Annotated in this window: 11 protein-coding genes; 4 read left to right on the forward strand and 7 right to left on the reverse strand. The window is 59.1% G+C overall.

Annotated features, from left to right (window positions below):
- Positions 1–53: 53 nt before the first annotated feature.
- From pilQ to CFU_RS02405, 4 genes are all read left to right on the forward strand, one after another.
- Positions 54–2150, forward strand: a complete 2097-nt coding sequence (gene pilQ / locus CFU_RS02390; protein ID WP_041742938.1) for a type IV pilus secretin PilQ family protein — start codon at positions 54–56, stop codon at positions 2148–2150.
- A gap of 64 nt (positions 2151–2214) precedes the next feature.
- Positions 2215–3951, forward strand: coding sequence for a bifunctional shikimate kinase/3-dehydroquinate synthase AroKB (aroKB, locus tag CFU_RS02395; RefSeq protein ID WP_041741110.1), 1737 nt, complete (start codon positions 2215–2217; stop codon positions 3949–3951).
- Entirely contained in the window at positions 3948–5099 is a 1152-nt protein-coding gene (locus CFU_RS02400; protein WP_014004451.1) for a deoxyguanosinetriphosphate triphosphohydrolase, read from the forward strand. The genes aroKB and CFU_RS02400 overlap by 4 nt, the downstream gene beginning before the upstream one ends.
- Positions 5100–5198: 99 nt before the next feature.
- Positions 5199–5888, forward strand: a complete 690-nt coding sequence (locus tag CFU_RS02405) for a DUF4197 domain-containing protein (protein WP_050808454.1) — start codon at positions 5199–5201, stop codon at positions 5886–5888.
- A 120-nt stretch (positions 5889–6008) separates the two neighbouring features.
- Here CFU_RS02405 and hpf read toward each other — a convergent pair whose 3' ends face one another.
- The 7 genes from hpf to CFU_RS02440 all read right to left on the reverse strand — a co-directional run bounded on the left by hpf (position 6009) and on the right by CFU_RS02440 (position 11698).
- The gene (gene hpf / locus CFU_RS02410) at positions 6009–6362 is read right to left on the reverse strand and encodes a ribosome hibernation-promoting factor, HPF/YfiA family (RefSeq protein ID WP_014004453.1); all 354 of its coding nucleotides are present in this window, start codon (positions 6360–6362) and stop codon (positions 6009–6011) included.
- 157 nt (positions 6363–6519) lie between these two features.
- Positions 6520–8001, reverse strand: a complete 1482-nt coding sequence (locus CFU_RS02415) for an RNA polymerase factor sigma-54 (protein ID WP_014004454.1) — start codon at positions 7999–8001, stop codon at positions 6520–6522.
- A 117-nt stretch (positions 8002–8118) separates the two neighbouring features.
- The gene (lptB, locus tag CFU_RS02420) at positions 8119–8892 is read right to left on the reverse strand and encodes an LPS export ABC transporter ATP-binding protein (RefSeq protein ID WP_014004455.1); all 774 of its coding nucleotides are present in this window, start codon (positions 8890–8892) and stop codon (positions 8119–8121) included.
- Positions 8889–9431: a lipopolysaccharide transport periplasmic protein LptA gene (gene lptA / locus CFU_RS02425; RefSeq protein WP_041741111.1), complete on the reverse strand. Its 543-nt coding sequence runs from the start codon at positions 9429–9431 to the stop codon at positions 8889–8891. The genes lptB and lptA overlap by 4 nt, the downstream gene beginning before the upstream one ends.
- A 64-nt stretch (positions 9432–9495) precedes the next feature.
- Positions 9496–10089 carry an LPS export ABC transporter periplasmic protein LptC gene (gene lptC, locus CFU_RS02430; protein WP_014004457.1) on the reverse strand — a complete coding sequence of 198 codons (594 nt, stop codon included), beginning with the start codon at positions 10087–10089 and terminating at the stop codon, positions 9496–9498.
- Positions 10086–10667 (reverse strand): KdsC family phosphatase, encoded by a 582-nt coding sequence (locus tag CFU_RS02435; RefSeq protein WP_014004458.1) that lies wholly within the window; start codon positions 10665–10667, stop codon positions 10086–10088. Before CFU_RS02435 ends, lptC begins: the two co-directional genes overlap by 4 nt.
- The gene (locus tag CFU_RS02440; protein WP_014004459.1) at positions 10667–11698 is read right to left on the reverse strand and encodes a KpsF/GutQ family sugar-phosphate isomerase; all 1032 of its coding nucleotides are present in this window, start codon (positions 11696–11698) and stop codon (positions 10667–10669) included. The genes CFU_RS02435 and CFU_RS02440 overlap by 1 nt, the downstream gene beginning before the upstream one ends.
- Positions 11699–11851: the final 153 nt, after the last annotated feature.

Genomic DNA, 11851 nt, shown 5'->3' on the forward strand with positions numbered 1-11851 from the left:
AATTCGTTAACCTGAGCGTGAGTCGGCTGAGCGCGGTGCGGCAGAAAGCCTTGATGTTGGGGGCGTTGCTGTGTTTGCTGGTGTCGGGAGCGCCGGCAATGGCGGCCGAAGATAATGCGATTACTTCGATCAACGCCAATCAGCAAGGCGCCAATGTGATCGTCAAGATCAGCTTCAAGCGCCCGCTGAGTTCACAACCGACGGCATTTGCCGTGATCAGTCCGGCGCGCATCGCTTTCGATTTTATCGGCGTCGGCAACGCCACCGGCAAGACATCCCAGGATATCAGCCTGGGCGATGTGCGCAACGTGGTCGTGGCGCAAGCTGACGACCGGTCACGCCTGGTGTTCAACCTGAAACGTACCTTGTCCTATGCCACTGCGATGGACGGCAACGCCTTGATCGTCACCATCGACGGTTCCGGCGGCCTGGCAACGCCGGTCAATGCAGCCGGCTTGCCGGCGCGTCCTGCCGCTGCTCCGGTGGCGCAGGCGGCAGCGCCTGCTCCTGCCTTGTTGAATGGCAAACCAGCTCTGCGCGATATCGATTTCCGTCGCGGCACTGCGGGCGAAGGCCGGGTAGTGATTGACTTGCCGAATACCCAGGTCGGTGTAGATGTGCGCCAGCAGGGCCAGACCATCGTGGTGGATTTCCTCAAAACCAGCTTGCCGGATGTCTTGCGCCGCAAGCTCGATGTAGGCGATTTCGGCACGCCGGTGAAGACCATCACCACCGTCACCCAGGGCGAGAATGTACGCATGATCATCGAGCCTAAGGGTCTTTGGGAGCAAAGCGCTTACCAAAGCGACAGCCAGCTGGTGATTGAGGTCAAGCCGATCAAGGAAGACCCGAACAAGCTGGCGCAAGGTGCACAAGGGTATCGCGGCGACAAGCTGTCCCTGAATTTCCAGAACGTGGAAGTGCGCTCGGTGCTGCAGGTGATTGCCGACTTTACCGGCTTGAACATCATTACCAGCGATACCGTCGGCGGCAACCTGACCCTGCGTCTGAAAGACGTTCCTTGGGATCAGGCTCTGGATATCGTAATGCAGGCCAAGGGCCTGGACATGCGCAAGAACGGTTCAGTCATCTGGATCGCGCCTAAAGACGAATTGCTGACCAAAGAAAAGCTGGAACTTGAACAGCGTTCACAAATTGCCGAACTGGAGCCGTTGCGCACCGAATCCTTCCAGCTGAACTATCAGAAAGCCGAAGCCTTCAAGAAGGTGTTCGGGATTGACGACTCAGGTGGCGGCGGTAGCGGCAAGAAAAACACTATCCTGTCAAATCGCGGCAGCGCCGTGATCGATCCGCGCACCAACCAATTGTTCGTTACCGACACGCCGACCATCTTGCAAAATATCCGCAACCTGGTGCAGAAAATCGATATCGCTTCCAGGCAAGTCCTGATCGAAGCGCGGATGGTCGAAGCGAATGACGGCTTCAGCCGTAATCTTGGCGCCAAGCTTGGGTTCGGTTTCAACAGCAATAATGTCACCGCCGGCGGTAATCAAACTGCGTCGGCAACGACTGGTGCGCTGCCTATAATTGGTGGAAATTCGGTCAATCTGCCAGCCAATCCTAGTACCGGCACGGCAGGTTCGGTGGCTTTGACCCTGTTCAATTCCGCTGCGTCGAAATTCATCAGCCTGGAGTTGTCGGCGTTGGAAGCGGACGGCCAAGGCAAGATCATCTCCAGCCCGCGTGTGGTGACAGCCGACCAGCAAAAAGCCCTGATTGAACAAGGTACTGAAATTCCGTACCAGAACGCAACCAGCAGCGGCGCTACATCGGTAGAGTTCAAGAAAGCCAATCTGAAGCTGGAAGTGACTCCGCAAATCACCCCGGACGGCAATGTCATTTTGACAGTAGATGTCACCAATGACAGCGTCGGCGCCACGGTTCCAGGCGGTGTTGCGATCAATACCAAGCATGTCCAGACCCAGGTCCAGGTTGAAAATGGTGGGACGGTGGTGATTGGCGGTATTTACACTCAGACAATTTCAAATGATGTTAGCAAAGTGCCATTGCTTGGAGATATTCCGGTTCTGGGTTATCTTTTCAAACAAACGGCAGTTGTTAACAAACGAACTGAATTATTGATTTTCCTGACACCGAAGATCGTCCTTGACCGGATCGCTGGGCACTAATTGCACAGAAGACACCGGTTTTGACGCCGGTGTCTGCATTTTGAGCAAAAGGTTGAGTGGTGAAATGGTGCGGTACACAGGCAATATCTTTCTGGTAGGCCTGATGGGCGCGGGCAAGACTACGGTTGGCCGCGCTCTGGCAAAAAAACTCAACAAGCTATTCATTGATTCGGATCACGAAATCGAGGCGCGTACCGGCGTCTCGATTCCCCTGATTTTTGAAATAGAAGGCGAAGAGAGCTTTCGCCAGCGCGAGACGGAAGTCATACGCGACCTCAGCGGCAGGCGCGGCATCGTGCTGGCCACCGGCGGCGGCGCCGTCATGCGGCCGGAAAACCGAGAATATCTGAAAACCCGCGGCACCGTGATTTACCTGCGTGCCAGCATCCACAATATCCTGCAGCGCACCAGCCGCGACAAGAACCGGCCGTTATTGCAAACCGCCGATCCGCGCCGACGCCTGGAAGAACTGTCGCGGCAGCGCGAGCCGTATTATCGCGATGTAGCCGACATTGTCATCGACACCGGCCGACCTAACGTACAATTCCTGGTACACAGCATTTTGAGCCAGCTGGAATTGCTGCCCGACGAACCCGGACAAGGATCGGGTTTGGTCAGCCAGGCTGGCGCGATCGTTCCTACTTCACCGAATTCGTCCATGGATCAACAGTTAACCCAGCAGTCCACTCCTCCGGCCCCGGCGCCGACCATCACGCTCCAGGTAGAGCTGGGCGAGCGCAGCTACCCGATCGAAATCGGGCCGTCGCTGCTGAACGACCGCGAACGGATCGCCCGCCTGATCACCGGCAAGCAAGTCGCCGTGGTGACCAACACCACCGTCGCCCCGCTTTACCTGCAAGGGTTTAGCCAGGCCTTGAAAGACGCCGGCAAGAGTGTGCTGGAAATCGTGCTGCCGGACGGCGAAGAAGAAAAGAACTGGGCCAGCCTGATGCAGATTTTCGACCGCCTGCTGAGCGCAAAGTGTGACCGCAAGACGACATTGATCGCCCTCGGCGGCGGCGTGATCGGCGACCTTACCGGTTTCGCGGCTTCAGCCTACATGCGCGGCGTGCCGTTCGTGCAGATTCCGACCACCTTGCTGGCGCAGGTCGATTCCTCGGTGGGCGGCAAAACCGGCATCAACCACCCGCTCGGCAAAAACATGATCGGCGCGTTCTACCAGCCGCAAGCCGTGATCGCCGATACCATGACCTTGCACAGCTTGCCGGAGCGCGAGCTGTCGGCCGGGCTGGCGGAAGTGATCAAATACGGCGCCGTGATCGATGCCGAATTCTTCAAATGGATAGAAGCCAATATCGGCAAGCTGATGGCGCGCGACAACGCCGCCCTGGCATACGCCATCCGCCGCTCCTGCGAACTGAAAGCCGACGTGGTGAGGCAAGACGAGCGCGAAGGCGGCTTGCGCGCGATCCTGAATTTCGGCCACACCTTCGGCCACGCGATCGAATCCGGCCTGGGCTACGGCAAATGGCTGCACGGTGAAGCAGTCGGCTGCGGCATGGTGATGGCGGCGGATCTGTCGCACCGGCTGGGGCACATCAGCGCGGTCGACAAGGAGCGCGTCAGCGCGCTGGTGCGCGCCGCCGGCTTGCCGACCGAGGCGCCCAACCTTGGCGCCGGGCGCTGGCTGGAGCTGATGCAGATCGACAAGAAAAATGAAGACGGCCAGATCAAGTTCATCCTGATGAAACCATTGGGCGGCCATCTGATCACCGGCGCGCCGCAGGACGCGTTGCTGGCGACGCTGCAGCAACTGGCTTCGGGAGACCTGCCGCGATGAATCCGGAAGCATCCCTAGCCCCATACGCCGCACATTCTGCGCTGTCGCGAGGACGCTTGTTCGAGGAAGCGCCGCCCAGCGCGCGCAGCGACTTCCAGCGCGACCGCGACCGCATCATTCATTGCACCGCATTCCGCCGCCTGGAATACAAGACCCAGGTATTCGTCAACCACGAAGGCGACCTGTTCCGCACGCGCCTGACGCACAGCATCGAAGTGGCGCAGATCGCCCGCTCGATTGCACGCAACCTGCAGTTGAACGAAGACCTGGTGGAAGCGATTTCGCTGGCCCACGACCTGGGACATACGCCATTCGGCCATGCCGGCCAGGATGCCCTGAATGACTGCATGGAGGGGCATGGCGGCTTCGAACACAATCTGCAGAGCCTGCGTGTGGTCGACCAGCTGGAACAGCGCTACGGCGCGTTTGACGGCTTGAACCTGATGTTCGAGACCCGCGAAGGCATCCTGAAACACTGTTCGCTGGCCAACGCCAAGAAACTGGGCGATATCGGCGAGCGCTTCATCCAGCGCAGGCAGCCGAGCCTGGAGGCGCAAGTGGCCAACCTGGCCGACGAGATCGCCTATAACAACCACGATGTCGACGACGGCCTGCGTTCAGGTTTGCTGACGCTGGAGCAGATGAACCAGATTGATTTTTACGCCAGACATAGCCGCGAGGTCGAGCGACTGTTTCCAGGCCTGAGCGGGCGCCGTGCGATCAACGAAACGGTGCGGCGCATGATCAACGCCCTGATCACCGACCTGATCCAGACCTCGCAGCAGCGGATCCTGGATGCCGGCCTGCAGAGCGTCGACGACGTGCGCAATGCGCCGCCCCTGATCGCTTTCTCCGATGGCATGGCGCAACAGGCCGCCTTGCTGAAACGCTTCCTGCGCGAAAACCTGTACCGGCATTACCTGGTCAACCGCATGACCGCCAAGGCAGGCCGCATCGTCGCCGAACTGTATGCCTGTTTCAGCGCCGAACCGACCCTGCTGCCGCCGGACTACCAGCTCGGCCAGGCCGGCGCCGCCGACGCCAACTCGCAGGCGCGCGCGATTGCCGACTACATCGCCGGCATGACCGACCGTTATGCGATCCGCGAGCACAGGCGCCTGTTCCTGGTGGACGAAGGCCATCTTTAACCGATATTCGCGCAGCAAGGCGATTTTCAGCTTCTTGATCTAATCGCAACAAACTGGGTTAGACTTTGTCGTTATCCATATAACTTCATGAGGATCGCTATGCGACGCATATACCAAACGGCAGTGACTTTGACCCTGGCGGCAGCGGCTTCTGCAGCGCTGGCTTTATCGCTCAGCGACCTGAGCAACCAGGACGCCAGCAGCGGCCTGAAAGCCGCCTTGCAAAAAGGCGCGGATGTTGCCGTGTCCAAGCTGGGCGTCGAGAACGGTTTCCTGAATAACGACAAGGTCAAGATCGGCTTGCCCAGCGTGCTCGATAAAGCCATGCCGCTGTTGCGGATGACCGGCCAGGGACAGAAGCTGGACGACCTGGTGGTGTCGATGAACCATGCCGCGGAACAGGCGGTGCCGCTGGCCAAGCCCTTGCTGTTGAATGCGGTCAAATCGATGTCGGTCACGGACGCAAAAAACATCCTGACCGGCGGCGATACCTCGGTGACCGATTTCTTCAAGCAAAAGACTTCGGCGCAGCTGGGCCAGAAATTCCTGCCTATCGTCAAAGGCGTGACCGACCGCAACGGCTTGTCGGCGCAATACAATTCGGTCATGGGACAAGTCGGCAAGACCGGCATGGTGCCGGCCCAGCAGAGTACGGTGGAAGGTTATGTCACGCAACGCGCACTGGACGGCCTGTACACCGTCATCGGCGATGAAGAAAAAGCCATACGCCAGGATCCGGTCGGCGCCGGCAGCGCGATTATCGGCAAGGTGTTCGGCGCATTGAAGTAAAAGCGCCTTGCAACGATAAACAATAATTTTGTTTGAACTAAGTTTGACAATAACAAAGGGCGCATTGACTGCGCCCTTGTTCATTTATTGGCGCGAGCCACACAGCTCGCGCAGGCCGGATCAGGTCGCGGCGGCAGGGAGTTCTTCCGGCAGGTGCTTGATGGCATCGTGCTGGTGGTCTTGCATCTTGTCCTTGTACTTGATCACCTGGCGATCGAGCTTGTCGATCAAGGCGTCGATGGCGGCATAAAGATCGTGGGCAATGCTTTCGGCATGCAAATCTTTTCCTTTTACGCGCAGATTGATTTCTGCTTTTTGGCGCTTTTCTTTTTCAGTAATCTTGTCGACCGTCAGGATCACGCTGATATCGATGACCTGGTCGAAATGGCGTTTGATACGCTCTAGTTTGCTTTGTACGTATTCGCGAATGGCAGGGGTTAACTCGAGGTGATGCCCACTGATGGTGAAGTTCATACAGCGCTCCTATCAAGAATATTGCTGGCGGTCCGGAACGGGATACGCAGGATCTTTAAGCGGACGGTTCACTACAAACTGTCCTGGCAAGAACCAATGAAACCCGCTTGGTCAGCACACAGCAAGGGTAAGCTTTACAATCAAACCAGAAAAAAAACTACAAGGCTTTGCGTAAATTAACTGACGGAATTTTCAGTGCTTCGCGATATTTTGCGACGGTGCGGCGGGCGACCACCATACCTTGTTCCGCAAGCATGTCGGCAATCTTGCTGTCAGAGAAAGGATTTTTTGTATCTTCCGCTCCTATCAATTGCTTAATGAGTGCCCTGATTGCCGTTGAGGAAGCCTCTCCACCTGCCTCAGTAGCAACATGGCTGCCGAAGAAATACTTCAGTTCAAACATCCCGTGGGGAGTGAGCATGTATTTCTGAGTGGTTACACGAGAAATAGTACTCTCGTGTAGTCCCAGTGTATCAGCTATTTCACGCAACACAAGCGGCCGCATGGCGACCGCCCCGTGCGAAAAGAAATTCCTCTGGCGCTCGACGATCGCCTGCGCCACGCGCAGGATGGTGTCGAATCGCTGCCGCATATTCTTGATCAGCCACTTGGCTTCCTGCAGCTGCGAAGTGAGGGCGCCGTCGCCCTTGCTTTGCTTGAGAATGTTGGCATACAGGACATTTACCCTGAGCCTTGGCATGACGTCGTTGTTCAGCATTACCTGCCAACCCTGCTTGCTGCGCCTGACGATCACGTCCGGCACCACATAATCGGAAGCGTTGGCGGCGAACGGCGCGCCCGGATGCGGATTGCACTGCTTGATGACGGCCTGCGCCTCACGCAGGTCCTCGTCGTCGCAGTCGAGCGCCTTCTTGATCTTGTTGAAATCGCGTTGCGCAAAAAGCATCAGGTGGTCTTGTACGATCGCCAACGCCAGGCGGCGCGTGACAAACGGCACTTTGATAAAACGCTTGATCTGCAAGCCCAGGCATTCCGCCGCATTGCGGGCGCCGACGCCGGCCGGGTCGAAACTCTGCACCATTTTCAGCGCGGTTGACAGCTCTTCGATGGCGATTTCCAGTTCCGGCGGCAGGCGCTCGAGGATCTCTTCCAGCGATTCTTCCAGGTAGCCGTTGTCGTCCAGCGCATCGATGGTCAGCTCGACCAGCGCCCGGTCGCGTATGTCGTTCAGCGTCTCGCGCATCTGCTGCAGCAGGTGTTCGCGCAGCGTGCATTCGTGGGCTTCCAGCTGCGGCCGCGCATCTTCGTCGTCCGGCGTCTTCGAGCTGCGCGCGACATCGTCGAAACTCCATTCGCTGTCGCCGTTTTCCGGGCCGTTTTCGGCGGCCGGAGGCGTGTCCAGCCCGGCTTCGCTTTCGCTCGGCGAGCTGCTCACTTCGCTGTCGCCCACCGGCGCGTCCATGGTTGAGGTGGCGCCGCTGATGGCGCCGTCCGCCAGCAGGCGCACGGAGTTATCGAGCGGATCGTCGACCCGTTCCAGCAGCGGATTGTCGGACAGGATCTGTTCCAGCTCCTGGTGCAGTTCGAGCGTAGACAATTGCAGCAGCCGGATCGACTGCTGCAACTGGGGCGTCAGCGCAAGATGCTGCGAGGTGCGTAGCTGGAGTGATTGTTTCATGGCTTCCGTGCAGACAATTCACTTGGATGTTTCACTTGCATTTCTTTGTTCGGGGCAGGCTGCCGCCGCAGCGCGGCGAGTTGCTTGTCCCCGACCGTTCAATTGCAACCCGGCGAGCTACATGCGGAAATGCTCGCCCAGGTATACGCGCCGCACCGACTCGTCGGCGATGATGTCGTCCGGACTGCCGCTGGCCAGCACGCTGCCTTGGTTGATGATGTAGGCGCGGTCGCAGATGCCGAGTGTCTCGCGCACATTATGGTCGGTGATCAGCACGCCGATGCCGCGTTCCTTGAGGAAGCGGACGATGCGCTGGATCTCGATCACGGCGATCGGATCGATCCCGGCAAACGGTTCGTCCAGCAGCACGAAGCGGGGATTGGTGGCTAGCGCGCGGGCGATTTCGACGCGCCGGCGCTCACCGCCCGACAGCGAAAGCGCCTGGTTCTCACGCAGTTTTTCGATTTGCAGTTCATGCAGCAGTTTCTGCAGCTGCTCGTCGATCTGGGCCTTGGTGAGCGGCTTGTCGTTAGGCCGCTGCAGTTCCAGCACGGCGCGGATATTGTCTTCCACCGTCAGCTTGCGGAATACCGATGCTTCTTGCGGCAGGTACGACAGGCCGAGCACCGCGCGCCTGTGGATCGGCAAACGCGAAATGTCGACGCCGTCGAGGTCGATCTCGCCGCCGTCCGACGGCACCAGGCCGACGATCATGTAGAACGAGGTAGTCTTGCCGGCGCCGTTAGGGCCAAGCAGTCCAACCACTTCGCCGCAACGGACTTCCAGCGAAACATCGTGCACCACCTGGCGCGCGCCGTAGCTTTTCTGCAGGCCTTTGACGATCAGGGTGCTGGGCGCGCCGCTCACTGATGTGCTCACTGCGGCGCTCATTGCGGCGCCTTCGGGCGCGGCTGGATGACGGCGCGTATGCGTCCGGCGCCCGGCTGGCTGTTGCCGTTGACGGTGTTGTTGACCGAATAGAATTCAGTGCGGCTGTCATACGAAATGAACTCGCCGTTGACTTCGTCGGTCGGCTTGTCGCCTTGCAGGCGGCGCATCTGCGCCTTGGAGAACAGCTTGGTGATTTCAGTCTTGCCGTCGTATTCGATCCGTTCCGCATGGCCGTCGATCCACAGGTCCGGGCCGCCGTCGCGTTTCTGCTTGAATGTGGCGAGTTTTCCCGGGTCCGCGTACAGGGTGGCGAACTGGTAGCCGGACGGATCGGTGGTCACCACTACGCGGTCGGCTTTCATCAGCAGCGTGCCGCGCGTCAGGACCACGTTGCCGGTGGCGACATTGACCTGCTTGACGTCGTCATAGGTGAGCTGGTCGGAATCGATCAGCGTCGGTTTTTCGGAGTCTGCTTTTTCTGCGTGCGCCAGGTTCATGGCGCTTAGCAACAGCAGGGATATGAAAAATAGTCGTTTCATGAAAAATCCTGGATAAAGGATAGAGCTATGTGCATAAGCGGAGTGCATAAAATAAATTGCCGGATCAGCGAGGTTTTGGCGGGAACACGCCATGCACCTTGCTGAACATTTTCAGTACTCGCGTGGAATTATTGAAATCCATGCCGGTGCCGTGCAATACCGATTGTCCCAGCGTCATTTCCACCGGCTGGTCGGATTGCATGACGTCGTCGTCGGGCAGCAGCAGCAGGTATTCGGATTTCAGATGGAAATTGTCGGCCTGCGGCGTCTTCGGCCGGTCTGCATTGACGTTGCCGTACAAATGCACCTTGCTGTTGTTGTCTTCAATCTTGCCGCGGTCGGCGCGCAGGTTCATCGGCGGCTTTTCCTTGTCCAGGCTATGGATCAGCGGCTTTTGCACGTCAAACGAATCGTCCCCGGGATTATGGGTCAGCAGATCGCCCGCGATGTTGTAGCGCGGCTGCCCGGTGGGCGACATCTGCACGTAGTTGAAATGCTCGACGAAATAATCCGGCGCGGTGCGCGTCACCTTCGGCAGCAGGTCTTCGGTATTCTTGTGCATCACTTGCACCAGCCAGAAACTGCCGAGCGCCAGCAGGATGAACAATATCAGCAGCAGCAGGAAGCGGAAGCGGTAAGTGGAGCGCAGGTTTTTCATGCGACGCCCGACGGTGTTGTGCGTAGGTACGACGCCAGCGTGGCGGCGTAGGTATTTTGCGCTTGCATGATCAGGTCGCAGATTTCACGCGCGGCGCCGTGGCCGCCGCCGGCCTGGGTGACGTAGTGCACGCGGCTGCGGACATCGGCATGGCCGTTGGGCACGCTGACGGCGAAACCGACTTGCGACAGGATCGGCAGGTCGATCACATCGTCGCCGATAAAACCGCAGGCATCCGGGGCCAGCTGCAGCTGCTCCAGCAATTTGACGAAAGCAGCATGCTTGTCGTGCACGCCCTGCTGCACATGGGCGATGCCGAGGTCGCTGGCGCGCCGGCTGACAATCGCCGACTGCCGCGCGCTGATGATGGCGGTGGCGACGCCGCTTTGCTGCAGCTGCTTGATGCCATGGCCGTCGAGCGCGTTAAAACGCTTCAGCTGTTCACCGTCGGCGCCGTACAGCAGGCCGCCGTCGGTCAGGATGCCGTCGACGTCAAAAATCATCAGGCGCACCCGCGCCGCGCGCGCCGTCAGGTCGGCAGGGTCGGCAATTCTGCCGTGCTTGGCCGGGGTCGTCATCAGATCACCTTGGCGCGCGTCAGGTCATGGATATGCAGCGCGCCGACCAGCGTGCCGGCGGCGTCGGTCACCAGCAGCTGGTTGATGCGGAACTGCTCCATCATGTGCACCGCGTCGACCGCCAGCTGGTCCGGCCCTATGCTGTGCGGATTGGCGTGCATGACGTCGGCGATCTTCAGCTTGGTGAAATCCTGCACCTGTTCGATCAGGCGCCGCAGGTCGCCGTCGGTAAATACGCCGATGGCGTGGAATTTTTCATCCACCACGGCGGTCATGGCGATGCCCTTGCGGGTGATTTCCAGCAGCGCGGTTGACAGCGATACATCCGCGGTCACCGCCGGGATCGCTTCGCCGCCGCGCATGACGTCGCGCACGTGGGTCAGCAGGCGCCGTCCGAGGGCGCCGCCGGGATGGGAGCGGGCGAAATCTTCTTCACGGAAGCCGCGCGCGTCGAGCAGCGCCACGGCAAGGGCGTCGCCCATCGCCAGCGTGGCGGTGGTGCTGGCGGTCGGCGCCAGGTTCAGCGGGCAGGCTTCCTGGTCGACCTTGACGTCCAGGTGCACATTGGCCAGCTGCGCCAGCGCCGAGTCCTGGTTGCCGGTCATCGCAATCAGGCTGGCGCCCATGCGCTTGATGATAGGCACGATCGCCATCAGTTCCGCGGTTTCGCCGGAATTTGAAATGGCGATGAAAGCATCGTCCTCGGTCACCATGCCGAGATCGCCGTGGGCCGCTTCGGCGGGGTGGATGAACAGGGCAGGGGTACCGGTAGAGGCCAGCGTGGCGGCGATCTTGCGCGCGATATGGCCGGACTTTCCTATCCCGGACACCACCACCCGGCCGCGGCAATTGAGCAGCAAGGCAATCGCCTGGGCAAAAGGATCATCGAGGGCGTCGGAAATCCTGTTCTTTAATGCGATGATGGCGTCGGCTTCGATTTGCAGGGTGCTGCGAGCAAGCTTCAGCGCACGGCCGGCGTCGAATGACTGGGGCAGGTTTCGGGGCAAAATTTTGGTATCGGTTAGACTCATCCCGAAAGTATAAACGAAATCGCAAAGCAAAAAACTTGCCAGTCCTGATCGGCTTCAATTAATCTGTCTTCAGTCCCCAGTATGATGTTTCGCAAACAATGAAACACTGCGCGGTTGGCATTGCTGCAACATAATGTTGATATTGAAATAATT

It is taken from the genome of Collimonas fungivorans Ter331 (assembly GCF_000221045.1).
In the GTDB taxonomy this organism is placed as follows: domain Bacteria; phylum Pseudomonadota; class Gammaproteobacteria; order Burkholderiales; family Burkholderiaceae_D; genus Collimonas; species Collimonas fungivorans_A.

Coding starts and splice junctions, on each gene's coding strand:
- lptB (WP_014004455.1), bottom strand. CDS start 8,892: ATGAGCGCCGCAGTGAGCACATCAGTGAGCGGCGCGCCCAGCACCCTG.
- CFU_RS02440 (WP_014004459.1), bottom strand. CDS start 11,698: ATGAGTCTAACCGATACCAAAATTTTGCCCCGAAACCTGCCCCAGTCA.
- aroKB (WP_041741110.1), top strand. CDS start 2,215: ATGGTGCGGTACACAGGCAATATCTTTCTGGTAGGCCTGATGGGCGCG.
- pilQ (WP_041742938.1), top strand. CDS start 54: ATGTTGGGGGCGTTGCTGTGTTTGCTGGTGTCGGGAGCGCCGGCAATG.
- lptA (WP_041741111.1), bottom strand. CDS start 9,431: ATGAAACGACTATTTTTCATATCCCTGCTGTTGCTAAGCGCCATGAAC.
- lptC (WP_014004457.1), bottom strand. CDS start 10,089: ATGAAAAACCTGCGCTCCACTTACCGCTTCCGCTTCCTGCTGCTGCTG.
- CFU_RS02405 (WP_050808454.1), top strand. CDS start 5,199: ATGCGACGCATATACCAAACGGCAGTGACTTTGACCCTGGCGGCAGCG.
- hpf (WP_014004453.1), bottom strand. CDS start 6,362: ATGAACTTCACCATCAGTGGGCATCACCTCGAGTTAACCCCTGCCATT.
- CFU_RS02415 (WP_014004454.1), bottom strand. CDS start 8,001: ATGAAACAATCACTCCAGCTACGCACCTCGCAGCATCTTGCGCTGACG.
- CFU_RS02435 (WP_014004458.1), bottom strand. CDS start 10,667: ATGACGACCCCGGCCAAGCACGGCAGAATTGCCGACCCTGCCGACCTG.
- CFU_RS02400 (WP_014004451.1), top strand. CDS start 3,948: ATGAATCCGGAAGCATCCCTAGCCCCATACGCCGCACATTCTGCGCTG.